This is a genomic window from Erwinia sorbitola (assembly GCF_009738185.1).
Lineage (GTDB): Bacteria > Pseudomonadota > Gammaproteobacteria > Enterobacterales > Enterobacteriaceae > Erwinia > Erwinia sorbitola.
In genome coordinates, this window is the sequence record NZ_CP046509.1 from 2,968,098 (window position 1) to 2,991,155 (window position 23,058).

Below are 23,058 nucleotides of genomic sequence, written 5' to 3' on the forward strand. Positions count from 1 at the left end.
AACATGATCGGCAATCTGCGACGCTACGCGTTCAACAGTACCTGGTTGTATAACATCCGCATTACCCTGGCGCTGGCAGGCACCACTGCTGTGCCATGGTGGCTGCATCAAATCACCTGGACCATCCCGCTGACGCTGGGTGTCGTTGCAGCTGCGCTAACAGACCTGGACGATCGTCTGGCCGGACGATTGCGTAATTTGTTAATCACACTGGTCTGCTTTTGTATTGCTTCAGTGTCAGTGGAATTACTTTTCCCTCACCCCTGGCTGTTTATAGTCGGGCTGGCGATATCCAGTTGGGGATTTATTTTGCTCGGAGCGTTGGGCCCGCGCTACGCTACGATCGCCTTCGGTGCACTACTGATCGCAATCTATACCATGTTGGGCATTAATTTATTTCCGCAGTGGTATTTACAACCTGCCCTGCTGTTGCTGGGGGCGGTGTGGTACAACCTGCTGACGTTATCCGGGCATCTGCTGTTCCCTATACGTCCTTTGCAGGAAAATATATCTCGCTGCTTTGCGCAACTGGCACGCTACCTTGAAGCCAAAGCAAACCTGTTCGATCCTGATATTGAAGATGACGATCGCCAAACGCTGGTGGATGTGGCAATGGCCAACAGCCAGTTAGTTACCCTGCTTAACCAGGCAAAAGCCTCGATTCAGTCACGCCTGCGAGGAGATCGTGGTCAGCGCGGAACCCGCCGGACTCTGCACTACTATTTCGTTGCCCAGGATATCCATGAGCGCGCCAGCTCTTCGCACGTTGAGTATCACGCGTTGCGTAAAGCCTGGGGTTCCAGTGATATTTTGTTCCGTTTCCAGCGCCTGCTGTCGCTTCAGGCTCAGGCCTGTCAGCGACTCTCACGCTCAATTTTGCTGCGTGAACCCTACCAGCATAATGCACGCTTCGAGAAAGTTTTTGTTAATCTCAACGCTGCGCTGCATCGGCTTGCAGTCGAGCAGCCTGACAGTGCAGAGGTCAAGGCGATGACCTATCTGCTTAACAATTTGAAAGCGATCGATGCCCAACTCGCTACCATCGAATCAGAGCAGATCCTGGCTGAGGGCAGTACATACAACGATCAGACACTTTCCAGCGAAGGACTGAAAGGCTGGAGCGATGTTCGCCTGCGTTTGAGCCGCCATCTTAGCCCGGAGTCTGCGCTGTTCCGTCATGCGGTGCGCATGTCGCTGCTGTTGTGTGCAGGCTATGGCATTATCCAGATTACCGGCTTACAGCACGGCTACTGGATATTGCTAACCAGTCTGTTTGTCTGCCAGCCTAATTACAGTGCAACTCGCCGACGCCTGGCGCTACGTATTATTGGTACGCTGGCCGGTATAGTGCTTGGGCTGCCGCTCCTTTGGCTGGTTCCGTCTATTGAAGGCCAGCTGATGATGATTGTCGTCACCGGTGTCCTGTTCTTTGCGTTTCGCAATGTACAATATGCACATGCAACCATGTTTATCACCCTGCTGGTATTGCTGTGTTTCAACCTGCTGGGAGAAGGCTTTGAGGTTGCCCTGCCACGAATTGTTGATACGCTGATTGGCTGCGGTATTGCCTGGCTGGCAGTGACATTTATCTGGCCTGACTGGCGTTTCCGCCGACTTTCTGCCGTTGCTGAACGAACTCTGAATGCCAACTGCCGCTATCTGGATGCCATTTTGGTGCAATATCACCAGGGAAAAGATAACCGGCTGGATTATCGTATTGCCCGGCGCGATGCTCATAATGGCGATGCGGAGCTGGCATCCGTCGTTTCAAATATGTCGGTAGAAAATAAATCCGATCAGGCGCTTCGGGAAGCGGCTTTCCGGCTGCTATGCCTTAACCATTCGTTCCTGAGCTATATTTCTGCTCTCGGTGCACATCGCGAAAAGCTGGAAAGCGATGCCATGCTGCAACTAATGGATGACGCTGTCTGTTATGTCGATGATATCCTCCATATCGACATCGTCGATGAAGCGAAAGCACAGCGCATGATGGATAGCCTGGCGGAACGCATTCAGCACAGTAAAGCCAATGCCGAAACGAAAGAGCCACTGGTATTGCAACAGGTTGGCTTACTGGTGGCCCTATTGCCTGAAATTGCGCGCCTGAAAAAGCAGATTTCCCTGCATAGCTAATTCTGTTCACGTTTCTTTTTTCTCTCTTGCTGCTCGTTATATTCGAACCATACGCGCAGCTCCTCTTTCATCGCCTGCGGCAACGCAGCCTGATGACGCCCGATAATGGCACCCTGCAATGCATACAATACATTCAGCCCCAGATTCTTATTACAGGAACGCAACAACAACCAGCTTCGCTTTGCACCTTTCTGAATTAGCATCTCAATCGTCTGAATGCCCACCTGTCGCAATAACATTTCCATCCTGATTCCCATATTAGGCAAATCCTTAAGACGTCGGTTATTCTGGCGTTCTTCTTGCTGCTTTTTAGCTCCCTGTAAACAAAGCTGGGAGAGAGCCAACAGCTGTTCGTTGTCAGACCATAAAGCACCATCAACACGATAGTAATTGAGCTCCACCGGTACACCGCGTTTGGTGAGGCTTAAAGGTTCCATTTTGCGCTCCACAATATAGGGTTGGGCCTGCTCACAGGCACGAAGATAAAGCTCCCCTTCTGCAACCACCGCAAACACGGTTTTTTCCACCGCAAGGCAATAACCGCCAAATTGTGTACGGGATTGTACGTCACCTAGCTCGGCAAGCCGTTGCTTCGCTTCAGCGATTTTACGTTTAGAATTATCCATATTCTCACCCAAGTTTATTGATAAAATAGCCTACCAAACCTCAAAACAACGCAATAGAAAATAAGCAATACTCATTACAGGTTCAATGAATAATTGGCATTTCACCCATTTTCATTGTAATTTTGCGAGGCGTTACGAAAAAAACAATCAACTTTAAATAGACGCCAGCGATTTTCCCCCTTCAAAAAATATATCATCGATTAATAATGCCTTCGCGAAGTTAAATTGCAATGAGACACTACAGATGCGACCGTTATTCATAAACAACCTTTACCTCCGGATAAAAATAGCACCTATACAGCATTCGTTTTTTTTAGATGTCATTGTCAATGAGAGTGCCAGGTCTTAAGGGCGGATCATCCAGGAGAACCCTGCACGGAAGCAGGCCACGCGGGCCTTTTCCTCAATACTGATGCATTGTGGATAGCAGCGATTTATTTTTAATGTTTATTCAAAAACCTGAGAAAGAAGAAAATCTTTATGAATACTCTTTCCTTAAAACTCCAGGAAAGACCATCCTGCTACCATTATCAGATCCAGATCACAGGGAAGAGTTAATTAACTTGACGCGTTACAGCTGCTGACATGATACCTAATCACCATTCGAAAGCAGGCGTAAAAAGGGAGACGGAAATTGATAACCAACTATTATCCCATGAAATATTATCGATTTTAATTTTTTTCAGGAAGGTGCCCACTACATTATGGATATCACTTTATGGAACTTCTGACTCAGCGAGATAGCCTCAGCCTGTTTTGCCAGGTTCAGCCTGTGCGAGGAAGGAAGATTAAAGGTTGATCTTTGTTCATCATGGCTATACTGTATATCCATACAGTAACCAGATGAGCGAAGACATTATGCGTACTCATTCCCTGAAATCTCAATCTGTTAGTCGTACCTTGCACGCTGCTGCATCTGTGCCTTCCACAGCCCCGTGTGCCAGTGGCCAGATCAGCGAACTGATTTACAGTGAGAATCAACCCGGCATGACTCAATTGCTGCTACTGCCTTTATTGCAGCAACTGGGGACGCAGTCTCGCTGGCAACTATGGCTGACGCCACCACAGAAACTCAGTCGTGATTGGCTACAGCGCTCTGGGTTACCGCTGGATAAAGTGATGCAGTCTCCATCCTCTGGTGCCATCAACACCGTCGAGGCAATGATCAAGGCATTACAGACAGGGAACTATAGTGTGGTTTTAGGCTGGCTTGCAGAAGATATATCGGAAGTGGATCGTCGCCGTTTGCAAGAAGCTGCAAGTTCTGGCCAGGCTTTAGGGTTAATAATGCGTTCAGAAAATAGCATTTTTCCCTCAGGGAGACCTCTGAACGGTCTAAGAATTCACTCATCTTTGTATCATTAAGTAAAAATGAGAATTTTCTCAAATTTTTTCCCTGCCTGCCCTGTCTTAACCGTATGATTATGTTATGACGGGGCGTAGCAATGGTTTAGCGGAGATCTCTGACCTGTTTTTAAGCAAAGAATTCACCCTTAAATGTTAATAAATGTGTATGAAACGCTGTTTTTTTGCGTGCCGTCCTCACATCATACTTGTAAGTTTGCTGGTACGTTGTAGACTTTAGCTCGCCAGGGTGCTCAATAACCTCCTTTTGGAAGAGTCATAATCGAGCTTTTTAACCCGGCGAAGGATTAAACCAAAGAGCTACTTTAAAGCTCATTGCCTATTTGGATGATAACGAGGCGCAAAAATGAAAAAGACAGCTATCGCAATTGCAGTGGCACTGGCTGGCTTCGCTACCGTAGCGCAGGCCGCACCTAAAGATGACACCTGGTATACCGGTGCTAAACTGGGCTGGTCTCAGTACCATGACAAAGGTTACTACGGTAACGGTTACCAAGATAACGATGGTCCAACTCATGAAAGCCAGCTCGGTGCTGGTGCATTTGGTGGCTATCAGGCAAACCAGTACCTGGGCTTCGAGCTGGGTTATGACTGGTTAGGCCGCATGCCTAACAAAGGCAACAACGTCAACGGCGCTTTCAAAGCACAGGGCGTTCAGCTGGCAGCTAAATTAAGCTACCCAGTAGCTGACGATCTGGACGTTTACACCCGTCTGGGTGGTATGGTATGGCGTGCAGACTCTACCCAGCAGAATGCTAACGGTAACCGTATCAGCGACCATGATACTGGCGTTTCTCCGTTGGCTGCTGTTGGTGTTGAATACGCAGTGACCAAAAACTGGGCAACCCGTCTGGACTACCAGTGGGTTAACAACATCGGTGACGCAGGTACCGTTGGTGCGCGTCCTGATAACTCAATGCTGAGTGTTGGCGTTTCCTACCGTTTCGGTCAGGATGATGCAGTAGCACCAGTTGTTGCTCCAGCTCCAGCTCCAGCTCCAGTTGTTGAAACCAAGCGTTTCACCCTGAAGTCTGACGTTCTGTTTACCTTCAACAAAGCCACTCTGAAACCAGAAGGTCAGCAGGCTCTGGATCAGCTGTACTCCCAGCTGAGTAATCTGGATCCTAAAGATGGCTCTGTTGTAGTGCTGGGTTACACCGACCGTATCGGTTCCGAGCAGTATAACCAGAAACTGTCTGAAAAACGCGCTCAGTCTGTTGTAGACTACCTCGTTTCTAAAGGCATCCCTTCTAACAAGATCTCTGCACGTGGCGAGGGTAAATCTAACCCTGTTACCGGCAGCACCTGTGACAGCGTGAAAGGCCGTAATGCCCTGATCGACTGCCTGGCGCCAGACCGTCGCGTAGAAATCGAAGTTAAAGGCATCAAAGACGTTGTAACTCAGCCACAGGCTTAAGTTATCTCGTTAAAAAAAACCCCGCTCCGGCGGGGTTTTTTATTGGCAGACAATCTTCAAGTCAGAATAAATGAAAAAGGTTTATCGGTTTTATTCAGGCTTGCCCAGAATTGCTTTAAGATCCTGCTTCAACGATGACATCTGACTTGCGTACTGCTCTTTACGCTCTGCATCTTCAATCAACTGCACTATCGTTTCAGACAATGTGCTATTTCGGCGCTGGGCAAGACCCGCCAGACGCTGCCAGACCAAATATTCCAGGTCAATAGACTTCTTACGCGTATGCTGATGTTCAGCATTAAAATGACGTTTGCGGCGCGCACGGATAGTCTGCTTCATGCGGTTTTCAAGCGCCGGGTTAATATGCTGGCTGATCCACTTCAATACCTCCACCGGTCGGTTCTCAATCACCAGTAGCTCATCGACGGCTGCCTGCGCTGCACTTGACTCGATATAACGCGTGATCAATTCACCTTCACGATGCTTCTTGACCAGGTATTTCCATTTCCATCCGCTTTCAAGATTTTCCAGTTGCTGATATTTCATCGGAATCTCATGCTGACCACATAACGAATTAAGAATAACAGCTTTTTTTCATCAGGCTGCAAAGAAAACAGGGACATCAGGGTCAATGTTAACGCAAGCAGCGCGAATACGCATGTCTGCTGTGCTTAACAGGCTGAAATATTGTATAATGCCACTTTTATTCATTCAGAAAAATACGATAACTTTGACCAACAACCGATTAGAGTGGCGCGCCTTACAGCCCGATACAGAACGCTTCCAGCATCTCCTCTCGCAGGCCTTTACTGCCGATACAGAGTGCTTTGCATCCGTGCAGGCACGCCTGTTTAATGGCCTGAGCCTGCTTATGCAAACCCCGGCCAAAATACCGCTAATGCTGGTCAAGAGCCCTGAGAGTGCTGAATATCTTGCTCTATTACAGGATATTCTCTCATCTCTTATCGATGATGATAATCCGACCTTATACGGCGGTCATTATGACATAAGCGATGACGCTATAAGCTGGCGTCCGGCGCAAGCCGCAGCTGATAACTTCGCCAGTGAAGGCGGTGTACATCAGGCTGAATGGATTGAAGCCGAACAGCTTTTCGGCTGTGTCCGCATTCACCAGTCGAAAATTACACTCTCTCCTGGTCTGGTACATCGTGCAAATGGCGGAGTATTGGTACTGTCCATGCGCGCACTGATGGCGCAGCCGCTGCTGTGGCTGCGACTGAAACAGATCATGGTGAACCAGCGTTTTGACTGGTATTCCCAGGACGAAAGCCGTCCTCTGCCGTTATCGATCCCGTCTATGCCAATGCAGTTCCGCCTGGTGCTTATTGGTGAGCGTGATGTGCTGGCTGATTTTCAGGAGATGGAGCCAGAACTGGCATCAATGTCACTGTACAGTGAGTTCGAAGATAATATCCAACTGGTGGATGACGAAGAGTTCAGCAATTGGTTGCAGTGGGTACAAAATGTGTCGCACAGTCTCGGCTACCCTTCCCCTGCGCCTGATTTCTGGCCGGTCTTAATCCGCGAAGCCGCACGCTACACCGGCGATCAGGATACGCTTCCGCTTGATCCACAATGGCTTGGTCGCCAGCTCCAGGAGGCTGCTCTTTATAGTGAGGATAATCAGCTTACTGCTGCGAACCTTCAGGACGCTCTCAGTACGCGTGAGTGGCGTGAAGGTTTCCTCCCTGAGCGTATTCGCGATGAGATTCTGCTTGATCAGATATTAATCGAAACTGAAGGCGAAATGATCGGTCAGATTAATGCCCTGTCAGTTATGGAGTTCCCGGGCCATCCGCGCGCATTTGGTGAACCTTCACGTATCAGCTGTGTGGTTCATGTAGGTGATGGTGAATTTACCGATGTTGAGCGCAAAGCTGAACTGGGCGGTAATATTCATGCGAAAGGCATGATGATCATGCAGGCATGGCTGATAGCAGAACTGGAACTGGAGCAACAGCTGCCATTTTCTGCCTCAGTCGTATTCGAACAGTCCTACTCCGAAGTGGATGGGGATAGTGCTTCGCTGGCTGAACTTTGTGCACTGATCAGTGCGCTCGCCTTACAGCCAATCAACCAGCAGCTGGCAGTAACTGGCTCCGTCGATCAGTTTGGTCGAGTGCAACCAGTGGGCGGACTGAACGAAAAAATCGAAGGCTTTTTCCATATATGTAATCAACGCACGTTAAGTGGTACTCAGGGCGTGATCATTCCTGCGGCCAATGTGCGGCACTTGTCGCTGCAACAGGAAGTTGTCGATGCTGTTCGTGAAGGTAAATTCCATTTATGGGCCATCTCTAATGTTGATGAGGCCCTGCCGCTGCTGACTGGCGTGGAGTGGGATAAAGAAACAGGCTCATGTCTGCTTCGTACAATTCAGGAACGCATCGCACAAATGATGCATCCGGATCCACGCCACCGTCCGTGGCCGCTGCGCTGGCTGAACTGGTTCACACCAGGCTGATCGGACTTGTCCGGCGTACACGTGTAAGCTAAACTCCCTGCTTCATTAAAACAAGGCTTATAGAAAATATGGTAGATAAACGCGAATCCTATACTAAAGAAGACCTGATTGCCTCTGGTCGCGGTGAATTGTTTGGCGCTGAAGGCCCGCCATTGCCAGCTGGCAATATGCTGATGATGGACCGCGTAGTTAAAATGACCGAAGATGGCGGTAACTACGGCAAGGGCTTCGTGGAAGCTGAACTGGATATCAATCCAGACCTGTGGTTCTTCGGCTGTCATTTTATTGGTGACCCGGTTATGCCTGGCTGCCTCGGCCTTGATGCGATGTGGCAGCTGGTTGGTTTCTACCTCGGCTGGTTAGGCGCTGAAGGTAAAGGTCGTGCGCTGGGCGTTGGCGAGGTGAAATTCACCGGCCAGGTTCTGCCAACGGCAAAAAAAGTGTCTTACCGTATTCATTTCAAACGCGTTATCAACCGTAAACTGGTGATGGGCGTGGCAGATGGCGAAGTGCTGGTCGATGGTCACGTGATCTATACTGCGACTGACCTGAAAGTGGGCCTGTTCAAAGACACCACTGCGTTCTAAATATCAGAGTTAAATTCGTATCTGATATCTGGAAATAATTCGGGCTGTACCTGGGTGGGTGACTAAGAGCAGCCAACGCAGGTACAGTGTGAATATGACGTTTGGTTAGCCTAAATAATTCGGACTGTAACAAGGCGGCAAATGAAGGAATCCCGATGAGCTTACTGGAGTAAGTGATTCGGGTGACTGAGAGCAGCCAACGCAGGTACAGCGTGAATTATGACGGCTAAAATGAAAACCTCCGCGTATGGCGGAGGCTCTTCCCTTTTCTTACAGGCTGTTACGCGGTAACCGACCTGTCCTCCATGGCTTGTCGCCAACCTCCCAACCAGTGTGATCGGGCATCCAGCATTTGATACGGACACATCTCTTTTGAGCGTCCTGTTATGCCTGCCTGATAACCTCGTGATTGTGCCCGATCAAGGCGATCTCGTTTCTGTCTCTTCATGCCGCGTTTCCCTCATTTTAGTCTGGTGGAATCTGGTGGAAAGATACAGTGGTTACGTTTCACGCAACCACTCATAAGTTCTACCGCGACTTACTGCAAAGATCAACGCGCAAATTTCACGCCAATGTCATATCTTTGCCTCAGAATTGCGATAAATAATCGCTAAAAACACATTGAAAACGCTTACTATCTTATTGATAAGCAATAAAAAAGCCTTCGACGATGCAAAAAATGAACTCTGCAACAATCAAAGGCTTAGAGGTTTAGTTAATTTTTACTTATTGTTCGCGGATTATCGCATTAGCGACCTGCCCTGCAACCTGCTGCCAACCTTTAGCCAAGGTTCTTACTAAACCATCGTATCCATCTTCACCCTGCGGCAACGCCAGAGTAAACGGCTGCTTCTGCAATTGCCCGTTATGCTCCAGTATCCACTCACCGCTGATGACGGCATGCCCGTCATAGCGGCCATGGAAACCCGTGACGGTAACATTCAGCGTGTCATGCTGCTGCCCCAAAGGAGTTGATGAGATTAGCGCACCTGGTAAAGCGTTACTGAGGTTGGTGACCAGCGTTTGCTGCAATTGCTGATCCAGCGGGCTGGCCCACTGATTATTTGCAGCAATCACAAACTGTACATCATTACTCTGATATACCACGCCATTACCGGCGAGGTAATCTGGCACCGAAACTCTCTCCACCCATACCGGAGTGGTAACTGTTTTGCCGATCACAGCGGATGTACTGCCCGCTGTGGGCAGCTGGTAATAGGCAGTTTTAGGGCTGCTGCTACAGGCACTCAGTGCCAACGCAAGGGCCACGGGAATCCATTTCATCATTATTTCGCCCTCTTCGGCTGTGGGTCCTGACCTGGTTTGGCTTCAAATACCAGCGCATTACTCTTGGTGTTGAGTGTTTTCAACACAGGCTGCAACTCACGCAATACCTGGTCAAGACGCTGCATATCACCAACCATCTTGTTGTACGCCGGTGAACCAGGCTGGAAGCCCTTCATGCTACGGTTAAGCTCACGCAGCGTATTCTGCATATCCGCTGGCAGCTCTTTCATCGACTGACTGGAGGTAATCTGGTTGAGATTATCCAGTGTTTTCTGCATTTCACGCAGCGTACGCTGGCTCTCTTTCAACGTTCCGGTCGCTTCATTCAGCAGTGGATTCAACGGCAGACTATTAATCTTATCCAGCGACTCCATCAGTTTCTGCTGAATTTGCGCCAGGCCACCGCTCACCGTTGGGATCAGCTCATAATCGGCAAAGGTTTTCGGTCCACTCACCGGTTTGGCGTTGTTATAGAAGTCGAGGTCGACATATAACGATCCGGTCAGCAGGTTGGCTGATTTCAGTGAGGCGCGTAGTCCATGAGTGATACCATCTTTCAGATGCTGCTCGAAGTTGAAATCACTACCCAACTGCTTCTGGAAGCGATCGGGTTCAATGCGGATAAGTACCGGAATGCGATAATCGTTATTCAGACGCTGGGCAATGCCCGGCATGGTAAATGGCACTTCTGCCACGGTACCCAGACGAATACCACGGAATTCCACCGGAGCTCCTTTCTGCAAACCGCGAATCGAGTCGTTGAAGAACAGCAGGAAGTCTTTATGCACGCTGTACAGCGAATCCTGAATGCTGCGCTGATCGTTAAACAGTCGATACTCAGCTTTATTTTCTGCGGGCTGACCTCTCTCCCATCCTTCTGGCACATCGAAACTGACACCGCCGCTGAACAGCGTCGTCAACGATCCCATCTCCACCCGCATACCCGAGGCAGACATATCTACGGCAATTCCGCTATCTTTCCAGAAACGGACATTATCGGTTACAAGGCGGTCATATGGGGCGGCAATAAATAACTGATAGGTCATCATGCGTTTATCAGCATCAAAGGCGCCGGTTTCCACAGATCCTACCCGATAACCGCGGAACAGCACCGGGTCGCCAGCATTAAGCTGACCGGATTTCTCGCTGTCGAGGGTAATACGTATGCCTTTTGCATCCAGCGGTGCCAGCGGCGGTGCATCAAGCAGCTCATACTGCGCTGCCTTTTCACCTTTACCGCCCGGCTGAAGCTCAATATAAGCCCCTGACAGCAGCGTTCCCAGACCAGTGATCCCTTCACGACCAATGGCTGGTTTCACCACCCAGAAGGCGCTGTCCTCACGCAGCAATTTCTCCATGCCGGAATTAAGCCGCGCTTTGATTTCCACATGATGCAGGTCGTCAGTCAGCACGGCGCTTTCCACCACGCCAACATTTACACTGCGGCTTTTAATCATCGTTTTACCGCCTTCAATTCCTTCGGCGTTGGTGGTGATCAGCGTCACCATCGGTCCCTGATGGCTGAAGTGGTAAAACAAAATCCATGCACCGATCAGGACGGTTACGATGGGAATGATCCACACCGGCGACCATCGCTTGATCTTATCTACTGTGGCTATGCCGTGGTTATTGTCCGTCACTTGCAGGCTCCTTAGTATTCTTTTCTTGTATCCGGTCCCATGTGAGACGGGGATCAAACGTCATGGCGGCAAACATCGTCAGAATTACCACCAACGCAAATAGCACCGCGCCGCTGGCAGGGTAAATACTCATTAGCTGCCCCATTCGCACCAGCGCCGATAGCACGGCGATAACGAAGACATCAATCATTGACCAGCGCCCGACAAATTCCACAACTTCATAGATCCTGTGCATTTTGTCACTGTCATCCCGGTTGCTGTCACGCTCGTTGGCATGCCAGCACAGCCAGCCGATGGCCAGCATTTTCAATGAGGGCACCATAATACTGGCGATAAAGATCACCAGTGCGACCGGATAGGATCCGTCGCTCCACAACAGGATCACCCCGGCCATAATGGTTGAGGTGATTTTGTTACCCAGTGCCTCAGTGACCATAATAGGCATCAGATTGGCCGGGATATAGATCAGTATTGATGTCACTAATAATGCCAGCGTCCATTGCAGGCTATGTTTACGCCGGGCATGCCCGTGAACTCCGCAACGCGGACATTCCAGAGTATCCACCGGGAGTACTGCGGTGCAACAACGGCATGAGCGCAGTCCCTGACTCAAACCGCTTATACCGGGCACAGGTGTATGCGGGATCGCTGGCAACGGGGAGATCCCCTGCCACAACGAGCGGCGATCGATGCACTGGAAAGCTCTGAGATGCAGCAGGCAAAACAGACACCAGGGAACAAAACTGGTGCCGAGTCCTATTTCTCCGTAGGCCATCAGTTTAACGAAGCTCACCAGTACGCCTGCGAGGAAGATCTCCGCCATGCCCCAGGTCTTCAACTGAAACAGGACGCGAGCCATCACAATTTTAAGCCGCTGCGGCAGTGGAATGTTGTTCACCAGCAGCAGGATCATCAGCATGCTAAGGGCCGGAACAGCCTGAACAAACAGCAAAAACAGCGTCGCCAGGCTGCTGTAGTCATCGGAAATCATCACCTGAGGAATTTTCGTCAGGGAGATCTCGCTGCTAAGACCAGCAACCCGCATATTGATGAATGGGAATAAATTAGCCAGCAGCAGCATAAAGAGCGCTGCCAGCGCATAAGCAGTTGGCCGCTTCTGCGGCTCAACCCAGTTCGACTGAAGTGTAGTATGACAACGTGGGCAGCTTGCCTTGCTGCCCGGCCGGATTTCTGGCAACTGTGTCATCAGATCACACTGTGGACAAAGCATCCATTGATGCGCGTGGTGCGACGAACACATACCTGATCCTCGGTGATTTCAGAACAGCTCTATCAGGCGCCGTTGCTTAACGACTCCAGATATTCCCAACGCTCGAAAGCGACTTCCAGTTCCTGTTCAGCCTGAGCTAATGAGTCCAGTACAGGCTGGGTGACATCGTGGGGCTGGTTGAAGAAGTTAGCATCAGCAACCTGTGCCTGTATTGCTTCCAGGCGGGCTTCCAGCTCTTCCATCTTCTTCGGCAACTGTTCCAGTTCACGCTGCAAATTGTAGCTTAACTTAGCAGCTGGCTTCCTTGCTGCTTCATTTTTTGTGTTTTCCTGACGCGCTGGCGTAGTGTTACCACCTTTAGCTGCTGCCCGGTTCTCTTTCCATGCACGACGCTGCGACTGCGCATCATGATAACCACCGACGAAAGCACCGATATCGCCGTTACCTTCAAAGATCCAACATTCCGTCACGGTATTATCAACGAATTGACGATCGTGGCTTACCAGCAGTACGGTACCCTGATAACCGTCAATCAACTCTTCCAGCAGCTCAAGCGTTTCCACATCAAGGTCGTTGGTTGGTTCATCAAGGATCAGCAGGTTGCTTGGCTTCAGGAACAGACGAGCCAACAGCAGGCGGTTACGCTCACCACCGGACAAAGCACGTACCGGCGTCATCGCCCGTTTCGGATGGAACAGGAACTCTTGCAGGTAGCCCAGCACGTGACGAGGCTTCCCGTTAACCATCACTTCCTGTTTGCCTTCGGCAAGGTTATCCATCACCGTACGGTCGGGATCCAGCTCGGCGCGATGCTGGTCAAAATAAGCCACTTCCAGCTTAGTACCGATATGTACGCTACCGCTATCGGGTTTGAGCTGATCGAGCATCAGTTTCAGCATCGTGGTTTTACCACAGCCGTTAGGGCCGATCAGCGCGATTTTGTCACCGCGCTGTACCTGACGCGAGAAGTCACGTACCAGCGGCCTGCCAGCAATGGCGTAGCTGACATTTTCCAGCTCGAAGACAATCTTGCCTGAACGGGTGGCTTCTTCCACCTGCATGTTGGCTTTGCCCATCACTTCACGGCGTTCTGAACGTTCACGACGCAGCGCTTTGAGCGCACGAACTCGCCCTTCATTACGCGTACGGCGCGCTTTAATGCCCTGACGGATCCAGACCTCTTCCTGCGCAAGTTTGCGGTCGAATTCAGCGTTCTGCATCTCTTCAACGCGCAGTGCTTCTTCTTTGCTTTCAAGGTAAAGGTCGTAATCGCCCGGCCATGAAACCAGCTTACCACGGTCGAGATCAACAATACGGGTGGCCATATTGCGAATGAAGGAACGGTCATGGGAAATAAAGATAATGCTGCCCTGGAACGTTTTCAGGAACGTTTCCAGCCAGTCAATAGTTTCAATATCCAGGTGGTTGGTTGGCTCATCAAGCATCAGCACTTTAGGATTGCTGACCAGCGCTCGTCCGAGCGCAGCTTTACGCAGCCAGCCGCCCGAGAGAGATGAAAGCTGTGCGTCACCGTCCAGACCAATCTGCTTCAGCACGTCGTGAATACGGCTTTCCAGCTGCCACAGGTTTTGGTGGTCAAGAATACCCTGCAAGCGCGCCATCTCGTTGAGATTTCTGTCGCTCGGATCTTCCATCACCTTGTGCGAAATGGCGTGATAGGCTTTCAGATGCTCGGCCTGCTCTTCCACACCTTCGGCTACGAAATCATACACCGAACCCTGCACATTACGCGGCGGATCCTGCTGGAGGCGAGCCACCACCAGATCCTGCTCATAAATAATGCGTCCGTCATCCAGCGGCTGTTCGCGGTTGATAATCTTCATCAGGGTGGATTTACCCGCCCCGTTACGGCCAACCAGACAGACACGCTCGTTTTCTTCGATGTGAAGTTCAGTGTTATCCAACAGCGGCGCATCGCTGAATGAGAGGTAAGCGCCATGAATACTGATTAGTGACATAAAAACTTATTCCTTACCGGCGTGAGTGATCAGCCAGCAGTTGTGAATTTGACGATTACGGGCGAAATCCTGCGACTGTGTTTTCGCGGTAATTTCAGTAGCAGCCAGGCCCAGAGTTTCCAGACCGGCGAAATCCATTTTGAAACCGCGTTTATTGTTCGAGAACATCACGGTGCCGCCTTTACGCAGCAGACGTTTCAGATCTTTCATCAGGTCAAGATGATCGCGCTGTACGTCAAAGCTCTCTTCCATACGTTTGGAGTTAGAGAACGTCGGTGGATCGATAAAGATCAGATCAAATTGCTCATCCGCATCCCGCAGCCAGCTCAGACAGTCGGCCTGCATTAAACGGTGCTGGCGGCCGGAAAGACCGTTGAGACGCATATTGCGCTCTGCCCACTCAAGATAGGTACGTGACATATCGATGGTGGTGGTGCTGCGTGCGCCGCCCAGACCCGCATGTACACTGGCGCTTCCGGTGTAGGCAAACAGATTCAGGAAGTCTTTACCCTTACTCATCTGCCCCAGCATTTTACGGGCGATGCGGTGGTCGAGGAACAGACCGGTATCGAGATAATCCGTCAGGTTAACCCACAATCTGGCATTAAACTCGCCAACTTCAAAGAAATCGCCCTTTTCGCCAAGTTTCTGATACTGATTTTTCCCTTTCTGTTTTTCGCGGGTTTTCAGCACCAGTCGGTTAGCGGGCAGATCCAGCACGCTCAGGGTGGCGGCGATCACATCAAACAGGCGCTGGCGCGCTTTGGCTGGCTCGATAGTCTTCGGTGCCGCATACTCCTGCACCACCACCCAGTCGCCGTAACGATCGACCGCCACATTGTAATCAGGCAGATCGGCATCATAAACGCGATAACATTCTATCCCTTCCTGACGCGCCCATTTATCCAGTTTCTTGATGTTTTTGCGCAGGCGGTTGGCATAGTCTTCTGCCAGCTGCCCCGCTACCGCGCCGGTTGGGTTTTCAGCCAGCTGGTAGTTTTTCTGTACACAGTCCAGCGGGCCGTTTTTCGCTTTAAACTGGCGATCGGCACGCAATTGCAGGCAGCTCAACAGCTCCGGAGAGGCGCTGAACAGCGATAGATTCCAACCGCCAAAATGCGTTTTCATAATACGGCCCAGCTGGCCGTGCAGCGCAATCAGCGCCGGTTCGCTATCGAGACGCTCACCGTATGGCGGGTTACTCAGCACCGTACCGGTTACGCCCTGTGCCAGCGGGTTAGTCAGCTTCAGCACATCCTGAGTGGTGAACTCGATAAGGTCGGTCAGACCGGCGTTACGGGCGTTGGCTCGTGCACGGTCAATAACACGGGAGTCATTATCGTAACCGTAAAAGCGCGAGGTGGTTTCCGTCAGACCCTGACGGGCACGTTCATGCGCTTCACGCGTCACATCGCTCCACAGCGACTGGTTAAACTGGCTCCAGCCGGTAAAGCCCCAGTGCTTACGTTGCAGTCCTGGCGCACGATCGCTGGCGATCATGGCTGCTTCAATCAGTAGCGTACCGGAACCACACATTGGATCGACCAGCGGCGTCCCCACCTGCCAGCCGGAACGCAGCACGATGGCCGCAGCCAGGTTCTCTTTTAACGGCGCCTGACCAGTCTGCTGGCGATAGCCGCGCTGATGCAGGCCGTCTCCGCTCAGATCCAGCGCAATACTGGCAGTATCTTTATTCAGCCAGACGTTTACGCGAATATCGGCCTGATCGCGATCCACGTTCGGACGCGGCAGATTTTTTCGCGTAAAGCTGTCAACGATGGCATCTTTCACTTTCAGTGCGCCGTACTGGCTGTTACGGATGACTTCATTCAGTCCGCTAAAATGCACGACAAAAGTTTTATCACTGCCAAACATCGCTGGCCAGTCAATCGCCTGCACCCCGAGATAGAGATCGAGGTCGCTATAGACGCCGCACTCGGTTAATGGCAGCAGAATACGTGAAGCCAGGCGGCTCCACATCAGACTCTGATACATCAGACGATCATCGCCCTGGAAATGTACGCCGCCCTGGACAACCTGGCAGCCTTCGGCCCCCAGCGCTTCCAGCTCACTTTTTAACAGCTCTTCGAGCCCACGCGCCGTACTGGCAAACAGAGAATTCATAACGTCACTTATCTTCATCAGAAATTGCTGCGCATTATACCTGAATTCACTGGAGTTGCAGCAAGCCAGCAATCCGGCACTTATCAGGCGATCGGTTTACGGCTGAATTTCGGCGTGAAAAATTGACTAAAGCGAAGATGATTTCACTGGATAAAGCGTATGGCTAATCAACGCGGCATGTCATAAAGTTAGCGTTTATTGCTACAACCCCCTGTAAACAACAGGGACGTGTAGTGCGGCGCAATGGAGCATCGCCATGATCACTCTGTCTCGTTTATTTGTTCATCCGGTTAAATCAATGCGTGGTATGCAGGTTTCTCATGCGCAGGCGCTGACCAGCGGCCTGGCATTTGACCGTATTTTTATGCTGACCGAACCCGATGGTACTTTTATTACCGCGCGGCAGTATCCAGAAATGGTGCTGTTTACTCCGGCACTGATTGTTGATGGTCTGCATCTCAGCGCGCCGGATGGCAGCAGCGCCACTGTGCGTTTTGCAGATTTTCTGACGTCCCCTGCACCAACCGAAGTCTGGGGCAGCCAGTTTACGGCGTTAATCGCCCCGGAGGCTATTAATCAGTGGTTGAGCAGCTTTTTCCCGCGTCAGGTTCAGCTGCGCTGGGTCGGGCCGGAGATGACCCGCCGGGTAAAACGCCTGGATCAGGTGCCGCTGGGTTTTGCCGATGGCTATCCATTTCTGCTGGTTAACGAGGCCTCGCTGCGCGATCTGCAACAGCGCTGCCCCGCCGGTGTGAAGATGGAGCAGTTTCGCCCTAATCTGGTGGTGAGCGGTGCCAGCGCATGGGCAGAAGATAGCTGGGCATCACTGCGTATTGGAGAGATTATCTTCGATGTACCCAAGCCCTGTAGCCGCTGCGTATTAACTACCATCAGTACTCAGCATGGGCGTAAACATCCGCGCGGGGAGCCGCTGAATACTCTGCAAGGATTCCGCAGTGCGCTGGATGGCAGCGGCGATATCGACTTTGGTCTTAATCTGGTGGCGCGCAGCAGCGGCGTCATACGCGCAGGGGATCGGCTGGAAGTACTAACCACTGGTACTCCACGCGCTTATGGTGCCGGACAGGTGACAGAAACGCTGGATATTGCCAAGGATGCAACCCGTGAGGTGGTAATTAACTGGCAAGGCCAGCAGTTTAACGGTAACAATCAGCAGGTATTGCTGGAACAGCTGGAACTCCAGGGGATTAAAGTGCCCTATTCATGCCGTTCAGGTATTTGCGGAAGCTGTAAAGTCACGCTGGTCAGTGGCGACGTGAAGGGGATGAAGAAAGGCGCGGTACGTCAGGATGGCACTGTATTAAGTTGCAGCTGTATTCCGGCAGGCGATCTGGTTCTGCGCTAGCAGCCTGCGCGGTGGCTTACACCGCGCGTGCGAAACGAATACCATCGGCACTGGCCATTGGCAGCAGGCGGTCATGCATAATTTTCACCGCATCGCCTAGCACCATTCCACGGCCTGCTACGGTTAACTGCGGCTGCGCCAGCAGGCATAACGCGGCGCTGTCGCCAGACTCAACCACCAGCAGGCTGGCAGTTTCACCACTGTCAGAAACCCTGACATTAACCAGCTCACCTTCTGCCGGGCGCCAGTTTCCCTGAATATAGCTGTCAAAGTGCCAGCTTTTTGGCATCAGTGGTTTTAGAAAACGGGTAGCGACCAGTGCATTCAGCACCAGTTCAGCGCGCTGATCGGCATTCAGCCGGGCATCGCGGCAGCGCTCGTCAAAAGTGAAGAACAGAGCGGCATCATCAACGCAGAATCCGGAAACATCAAAAGCATCAGGCGTTAACATTTTGCGAGGGAAACGGGAACGAAACAGCATACCGTCCGCCAGGTCGAGCATCATTCGGTCGTGTTCTTCGTCAAAAAACCAACGCCAGTTATCGTCTGGTTTAATCCTCATGATGGTTCCTGTATTAATACTGAGTGATAAGAAGCCGGAAAATTAATAGCTCGTTCCGGAAATCAGAGGGGCATTCACACTCTCAGCCTGCTCTGTAAAATTTGAGTATTGTCTGAACAGCACAAAATATAAACGAGACAGGGGCGAAAATAAAGCCCCTGATCTCCTTAAGCCAGAATTTACCTAGAGATAGGTCACGATTTCTTTTATCAACGGCGGACCTTTGTAAATAAATCCGGAATATATTTGTACCAGTGAGGCCCCCGCAGCGACTTTTTCACGCGCAGCAACCAGAGAATCAATACCACCAACGCCAATAATCGGAATACGACCCTGTAATTCCTGCGCAAGGCGACGGACAATCTCAGTACTGCGCAATTGAACCGGGCGACCGCTTAACCCACCCGCTTCTTCCGCATGCCTGAACCCTTTAACCAGTTCACGATCGAGGGTGGTATTGGTCGCTATCACGCCATCAATATTATGGCGCACTAAACTGTCTGCCACCTGGATCAATTCCTCTTCAGAAAGATCCGGCGCGATCTTCACAGCGACGGGAACATATTTATGGTGGATCTGTTGAAGATCGTTTTGACGCGTTTTAATCGCCGCCAGTAGATCATCCAGCGCTTCGCCATATTGTAAAGATCGTAATCCTGGGGTGTTTGGCGATGAGATATTGATGGCGATATAACCAGCATATGCATAGATTTTATCCATGCAGATTAAATAATCTTCTTTACCCTGTTCAACCGGCGTGTCTTTATTTTTGCCAATATTAATCCCAAGGATGCCGTCGTAATGGGATTTTTTGACATTCTCCACCAGGGTATCAACGCCCAGGTTGTTAAACCCCATACGATTGATAATCCCTTCCGCTTCAACAATACGGAACATTCGCGGCTTGTCATTACCCGGCTGCGGGCGGGGTGTCACAGTACCAATTTCAATGGAACCAAATCCCATCGCGCCAAAGGCATCAATACATTCACCGTTTTTATCCAGACCGGCGGCCAGGCCCAGTGGGTTTTTAAACGTCAGCCCCATACAGGTTACCGGCTTAAAAGGAAGCGACTGACGGATAAGGCCAATCAGCGGGGTTCCGGAGATGCGCTTCAGCTGCTGCAAAGTCAGGTCATGCGCGCGCTCAGGATCGAGCTGAAACAGCGCCTTACGAACGAAAGGGTAATACATGGTCACTCCTGAGGTCCCGATGGAAAATCGGGGTCGTATTATCCGGGTTTCGACGGTTAAAGGGAATTGACCTTGCGCAAAACCGGGCCGGAATCGACGTTTTTTTACTTCATTAATGCTTCTTCGCCCGCCTATATGTGCAAAACGGCTTAAATATGCCGGATAAATCATTTAAGCGTCTTTGTACCCTCTGTCAGGATGACTCCATCGTTTCTTGAATTTTGGTTATCAATAAGCCCAAAAAAATTCGAGGTACAGCCGGATGGCCACACAGCGAATCCTCATGTGCTTACTCAGGTAAGTGTGTGGGTGAGCGAGGAAAGCCGCCCCCCTGTAACCTGGTTTCTGGCGGGTATATAAGGAGAGATTATGCGCGTTATTACTCTGGCGGGAAGCCCCCGTTTTCCTTCACGCTCCACCGCCCTGCTGACCATTTGCCAGCACGCGCTGGAAAAACGTGGCGTCGAGGTTATCCCATGGAACCTGCATAACTTCAATCCTGAGGATTTGCTCTATGCACGCTTCGATTCCCCCGCCCTGCTGGCGTTAAAGGAAGACCTTGAATCCGCCGATGGCCTGATTGTCGCCACACCGGTTTATAAAGCCTCATTTGCCGGGGCGCTGAAAACCCTCCTTGATCTGCTGCCTGAGCGCGCCCTGGAACATAAGGTGGTGCTGCCACTGGCAACGGGTGGCACCGTGGCCCATTTGCTGGCGGTAGATTACGCGCTGAAACCGGTACTCAATGCGCTGAAAGCCCAGGAAGTGCTGCACGGTGTATTTGCTGACGATTCGCAGATCACGCATTACGATCGAACACCTGAACTCTCACCGCTGCTGGCAGAGCGGCTGGCTGAGTCCATCGATACATTCTGGTATGCGCTGGCCCGCCGCCATCAACCGCTGGCTGCTGCCGTCTGAACAGGTGACTCTTTATGACTCTATTCTCTCGCTTTTTAACTCCACTACTGCTCACTGGACTGCTCACCGCTCAGGCGATGGCGGCAGACAGCACCGGCGCTCCTGAGCAGATACGTATCGGTTATCAAAAAGGTTCAGTCAGTATGGTTCTGGCAAAGTCCCACCAGCTGCTGGAGAAGCGCTTCCCCCATACCAGCATTAAGTGGGTAGAGTTCCCCGCCGGACCGCAGATGCTGGAAGCGTTAAACGTTAACAGCATTGACCTGGGCAGTACCGGTGATATACCGCCTATCTTTGCTCAGGCAGCCGGTGCCGATCTGCTGTATGTCGGTTCGGAACCACCAAAACCAAAATCCGAAGTGATTCTGGTGCGTGAAGACAGCCCGTTGAAAACCGTGGCGGATCTGAAGGGCCATAAAGTGGCATTCCAGAAAGGTTCAAGCTCACATAATCTGCTATTACGCGCGTTAAAAGAGGCAGGACTGAGTTTCACCGATATTCAACCTGCTTTTCTGACGCCTGCCGATGCCCGCGCTGCGTTCCAGCAGGGAGATGTTGATGCCTGGGCTATCTGGGATCCCTATTACTCCGCAGCTATTCAGCAGGGTGGTGTGCGCGTGCTGAAAAATGGCGACACGTTAAATCTTACCGGCTCTTTCTACCTCGCCACCCGCCCTTTCACTGAGAAAAATGGCGCATTCCTGCAACAGGTGCTGGACACCTTCAGCCAGGCCGATGCTTTGACGCGCAGCCATCGTGAAGAGAGCGTGCAACTGCTTTCAACGGCGATGGGACTGCCTAAAGCGGTGATTTCCACCTATTTCGATCATCGTCCGCCAACGGCTATCAGCCTGGTGAGTGAAAAAACGGCACATGCGCAACAGCAGACTGCCGACCTGTTCTACAGCAGCCATCTGATGCCGGTTAAAGTCGATATCTCCAGCCGTATCTGGCATGGCCCGTCAACCCATTGATTGAGGAATTACACAATGAGTCTTTCCGTATTCTGGTTTCTTCCCACTCACGGTGATGGAAAATATTTAGGCACGAATGAAGGTGCGCGTCCGGTCGATCATGCTTATCTGCAACAGATTGCTCAGGCCGCTGACCGCATGGGATTTGGCGGCGTGCTGATCCCGACCGGCCGCTCCTGCGAAGATGCCTGGCTGGTGGCAGCATCGCTGATCCCCGTCACCCAGCGTCTGCGTTTTCTTGTCGCCCTGCGCCCCGGCGTAATCTCTCCCACGCAGGCAGCTCGCCAGGCCGCCACGCTCGACCGTCTCTCGAATGGCCGCGCGCTGTTTAACCTGGTGACCGGCGGTGATGCGGAAGAGCTGGCAGGGGATGGCGTATTCCTCGACCACCGAGAACGCTACGAAGAGTCTGCCGAGTTCACCCGCGTCTGGCGTCGGGTGCTGGAGGGCGAAACTGTGGATTATGAAGGGAAGCATGTACACGTCCGTGGTGCACGTCTGATGTTTAAGCCGGTGCAACAGCCGCGCCCGCCGCTGTGGTTTGGTGGTTCATCGGAGGTGGCGCAGGATCTGGCGGCCGAGCAGGTTGACGTTTATCTGACCTGGGGCGAACCCCCTGCACAGGTAAAAGAAAAAATTGCTCAGGTTCAGGCGAAAGCGGCCGCGCATGGGCGTAAAGTACGTTTTGGTATTCGTCTGCATGTGATTGTGCGCGAAACTAATGAAGAGGCCTGGCAGGCCGCTGACCGCCTGATTTCACATCTTGATGATGCCACCATTGCGAAAGCGCAGGCGGCGCTGGCGAAAACAGACTCCGTGGGCCAGCAGCGTATGGCTGCACTGCACGGCGGCAAGCGCGACCGGCTTGAGATCAGCCCGAACCTGTGGGCAGGGGTTGGTCTGGTGCGCGGTGGTGCCGGCACAGCGTTAGTGGGTGATGGCCCGACGGTCGCCGCCCGTATGCAGGAATATGCCGATCTCGGCATCGAAACGTTTATTCTTTCCGGCTATCCGCATCTGGAAGAGGCGTACCGTGTGGGCGAACTGCTGTTCCCGCATCTGGATCTGAATATACCGGAGATACCGCAACCGCAGACAGTCCAGGCGCACGGTGAACATGTCGCCCATGATTTTGCTCCACAGAAAGTTTCGCAGAGTTAGAGGTGA

General features: G+C 51.6%; 19 protein-coding genes. 9 read left to right on the top strand and 10 right to left on the bottom strand.

Features of this window, described 5'->3' with window-relative positions; translation table 11 throughout:
* Positions 1-3 precede the first annotated feature (3 nt).
* Positions 4-2,133, top strand: a complete 2,130-nt coding sequence (gene yccS / locus GN242_RS13380; RefSeq protein ID WP_154751901.1) for a YccS family putative transporter — start codon at positions 4-6, stop codon at positions 2,131-2,133.
* Here yccS and GN242_RS13385 read toward each other — a convergent pair.
* Positions 2,130-2,759: a TfoX/Sxy family DNA transformation protein gene (locus GN242_RS13385; RefSeq protein ID WP_154751902.1), complete on the bottom strand. Its 630-nt coding sequence runs from the start codon at positions 2,757-2,759 to the stop codon at positions 2,130-2,132. The two genes, yccS and GN242_RS13385, sit on opposite strands and share 4 nt — an antisense overlap.
* 858 nt (positions 2,760-3,617) lie before the next feature.
* Between GN242_RS13385 and sulA the strand changes: the two genes are divergently transcribed.
* Together sulA and ompA are read left to right on the top strand one after the other, a co-directional pair.
* Positions 3,618-4,124 carry an SOS-induced cell division inhibitor SulA gene (sulA, locus tag GN242_RS13390; protein WP_154752512.1) on the top strand — a complete coding sequence of 169 codons (507 nt, stop codon included), beginning with the start codon at positions 3,618-3,620 and terminating at the stop codon, positions 4,122-4,124.
* A 346-nt stretch (positions 4,125-4,470) separates the two neighbouring features.
* Positions 4,471-5,541 carry a porin OmpA gene (gene ompA / locus GN242_RS13395; RefSeq protein WP_154751903.1) on the top strand — a complete coding sequence of 357 codons (1,071 nt, stop codon included), beginning with the start codon at positions 4,471-4,473 and terminating at the stop codon, positions 5,539-5,541.
* A 90-nt stretch (positions 5,542-5,631) separates the two neighbouring features.
* On the opposite strand, the gene matP is transcribed toward ompA, so the two are convergent.
* Positions 5,632-6,087, bottom strand: a complete 456-nt coding sequence (gene matP / locus GN242_RS13400; protein ID WP_154751904.1) for a macrodomain Ter protein MatP — start codon at positions 6,085-6,087, stop codon at positions 5,632-5,634.
* A 112-nt stretch (positions 6,088-6,199) separates the two neighbouring features.
* On the opposite strand from matP, the gene GN242_RS13405 reads away from it, so the two are divergent.
* Entirely contained in the window at positions 6,200-8,026 is a 1,827-nt protein-coding gene (locus GN242_RS13405; protein ID WP_154752513.1) for an AAA family ATPase, read from the top strand.
* Between the two features lie 68 nt (positions 8,027-8,094).
* Entirely contained in the window at positions 8,095-8,613 is a 519-nt protein-coding gene (fabA, locus tag GN242_RS13410) for a bifunctional 3-hydroxydecanoyl-ACP dehydratase/trans-2-decenoyl-ACP isomerase (RefSeq protein WP_154751905.1), read from the top strand.
* A gap of 280 nt (positions 8,614-8,893) precedes the next feature.
* Here fabA and rmf read toward each other — a convergent pair whose 3' ends face one another.
* The 6 genes from rmf to rlmKL form a co-directional block, all read right to left on the bottom strand.
* A complete protein-coding gene (gene rmf / locus GN242_RS13415; RefSeq protein ID WP_154751906.1) occupies positions 8,894-9,061 on the bottom strand; it encodes a ribosome modulation factor in 168 nt (55 codons plus the stop codon).
* A 278-nt stretch (positions 9,062-9,339) separates the two neighbouring features.
* Positions 9,340-9,900: a membrane integrity-associated transporter subunit PqiC gene (gene pqiC / locus GN242_RS13420; RefSeq protein ID WP_154751907.1), complete on the bottom strand. Its 561-nt coding sequence runs from the start codon at positions 9,898-9,900 to the stop codon at positions 9,340-9,342.
* On the bottom strand, positions 9,900-11,540 hold the full coding sequence (gene pqiB, locus GN242_RS13425) for an intermembrane transport protein PqiB (RefSeq protein ID WP_156287653.1): 1,641 nt from the start codon (positions 11,538-11,540) through the stop codon (positions 9,900-9,902). The genes pqiC and pqiB overlap by 1 nt, the downstream gene beginning before the upstream one ends.
* The gene (pqiA, locus tag GN242_RS13430) at positions 11,527-12,801 is read right to left on the bottom strand and encodes a membrane integrity-associated transporter subunit PqiA (protein WP_154751908.1); all 1,275 of its coding nucleotides are present in this window, start codon (positions 12,799-12,801) and stop codon (positions 11,527-11,529) included. The genes pqiB and pqiA overlap by 14 nt, the downstream gene beginning before the upstream one ends.
* Before the next feature lie 32 nt (positions 12,802-12,833).
* Positions 12,834-14,750: an ABC transporter ATP-binding protein gene (locus GN242_RS13435; RefSeq protein ID WP_154751909.1), complete on the bottom strand. Its 1,917-nt coding sequence runs from the start codon at positions 14,748-14,750 to the stop codon at positions 12,834-12,836.
* A gap of 6 nt (positions 14,751-14,756) precedes the next feature.
* Positions 14,757-16,874 carry a bifunctional 23S rRNA (guanine(2069)-N(7))-methyltransferase RlmK/23S rRNA (guanine(2445)-N(2))-methyltransferase RlmL gene (gene rlmKL / locus GN242_RS13440; RefSeq protein ID WP_156288278.1) on the bottom strand — a complete coding sequence of 706 codons (2,118 nt, stop codon included), beginning with the start codon at positions 16,872-16,874 and terminating at the stop codon, positions 14,757-14,759.
* Between the two features lie 256 nt (positions 16,875-17,130).
* On the opposite strand from rlmKL, the gene GN242_RS13445 reads away from it, so the two are divergent.
* Positions 17,131-18,240: a YcbX family protein gene (locus GN242_RS13445; RefSeq protein WP_154751910.1), complete on the top strand. Its 1,110-nt coding sequence runs from the start codon at positions 17,131-17,133 to the stop codon at positions 18,238-18,240.
* 16 nt (positions 18,241-18,256) lie between these two features.
* Here the strand turns inward: GN242_RS13445 and GN242_RS13450 are convergent, their stop codons facing one another.
* Both GN242_RS13450 and pyrD read right to left on the bottom strand, forming a co-directional pair.
* Positions 18,257-18,802: a cell division protein ZapC gene (locus GN242_RS13450; RefSeq protein WP_154751911.1), complete on the bottom strand. Its 546-nt coding sequence runs from the start codon at positions 18,800-18,802 to the stop codon at positions 18,257-18,259.
* A 183-nt stretch (positions 18,803-18,985) separates the two neighbouring features.
* Positions 18,986-19,996, bottom strand: a complete 1,011-nt coding sequence (pyrD, locus tag GN242_RS13455) for a quinone-dependent dihydroorotate dehydrogenase (protein ID WP_154751912.1) — start codon at positions 19,994-19,996, stop codon at positions 18,986-18,988.
* 369 nt (positions 19,997-20,365) lie between these two features.
* Between pyrD and ssuE the strand changes: the two genes are divergently transcribed.
* Genes ssuE through ssuD form a run of 3 tightly spaced genes read left to right on the top strand, consistent with a single transcriptional unit; the run spans position 20,366 to position 23,052 of the window.
* On the top strand, positions 20,366-20,917 hold the full coding sequence (gene ssuE / locus GN242_RS13460; protein WP_154751913.1) for an NADPH-dependent FMN reductase: 552 nt from the start codon (positions 20,366-20,368) through the stop codon (positions 20,915-20,917).
* 14 nt (positions 20,918-20,931) lie between these two features.
* Positions 20,932-21,891 (top strand): sulfonate ABC transporter substrate-binding protein, encoded by a 960-nt coding sequence (locus GN242_RS13465; RefSeq protein ID WP_156287654.1) that lies wholly within the window; start codon positions 20,932-20,934, stop codon positions 21,889-21,891.
* A gap of 15 nt (positions 21,892-21,906) precedes the next feature.
* Complete coding sequence (gene ssuD / locus GN242_RS13470; protein ID WP_154751915.1) at positions 21,907-23,052, top strand: FMNH2-dependent alkanesulfonate monooxygenase; 1,146 nt, start codon at positions 21,907-21,909, stop codon at positions 23,050-23,052.
* Positions 23,053-23,058: the final 6 nt, after the last annotated feature.

Coding starts and splice junctions, on each gene's coding strand:
- yccS (WP_154751901.1), top strand. CDS start 4: ATGATCGGCAATCTGCGACGCTACGCGTTCAACAGTACCTGGTTGTAT.
- GN242_RS13385 (WP_154751902.1), bottom strand. CDS start 2,759: ATGGATAATTCTAAACGTAAAATCGCTGAAGCGAAGCAACGGCTTGCC.
- sulA (WP_154752512.1), top strand. CDS start 3,618: ATGCGTACTCATTCCCTGAAATCTCAATCTGTTAGTCGTACCTTGCAC.
- ompA (WP_154751903.1), top strand. CDS start 4,471: ATGAAAAAGACAGCTATCGCAATTGCAGTGGCACTGGCTGGCTTCGCT.
- matP (WP_154751904.1), bottom strand. CDS start 6,087: ATGAAATATCAGCAACTGGAAAATCTTGAAAGCGGATGGAAATGGAAA.
- GN242_RS13405 (WP_154752513.1), top strand. CDS start 6,200: ATGTCTGCTGTGCTTAACAGGCTGAAATATTGTATAATGCCACTTTTA.
- fabA (WP_154751905.1), top strand. CDS start 8,095: ATGGTAGATAAACGCGAATCCTATACTAAAGAAGACCTGATTGCCTCT.
- rmf (WP_154751906.1), bottom strand. CDS start 9,061: ATGAAGAGACAGAAACGAGATCGCCTTGATCGGGCACAATCACGAGGT.
- pqiC (WP_154751907.1), bottom strand. CDS start 9,900: ATGATGAAATGGATTCCCGTGGCCCTTGCGTTGGCACTGAGTGCCTGT.
- pqiA (WP_154751908.1), bottom strand. CDS start 12,801: ATGTGTTCGTCGCACCACGCGCATCAATGGATGCTTTGTCCACAGTGT.
- GN242_RS13435 (WP_154751909.1), bottom strand. CDS start 14,750: ATGTCACTAATCAGTATTCATGGCGCTTACCTCTCATTCAGCGATGCG.
- rlmKL (WP_156288278.1), bottom strand. CDS start 16,874: ATGAATTCTCTGTTTGCCAGTACGGCGCGTGGGCTCGAAGAGCTGTTA.
- GN242_RS13445 (WP_154751910.1), top strand. CDS start 17,131: ATGATCACTCTGTCTCGTTTATTTGTTCATCCGGTTAAATCAATGCGT.
- GN242_RS13450 (WP_154751911.1), bottom strand. CDS start 18,802: ATGAGGATTAAACCAGACGATAACTGGCGTTGGTTTTTTGACGAAGAA.
- pyrD (WP_154751912.1), bottom strand. CDS start 19,996: ATGTATTACCCTTTCGTTCGTAAGGCGCTGTTTCAGCTCGATCCTGAG.
- ssuE (WP_154751913.1), top strand. CDS start 20,366: ATGCGCGTTATTACTCTGGCGGGAAGCCCCCGTTTTCCTTCACGCTCC.
- GN242_RS13465 (WP_156287654.1), top strand. CDS start 20,932: ATGACTCTATTCTCTCGCTTTTTAACTCCACTACTGCTCACTGGACTG.
- ssuD (WP_154751915.1), top strand. CDS start 21,907: ATGAGTCTTTCCGTATTCTGGTTTCTTCCCACTCACGGTGATGGAAAA.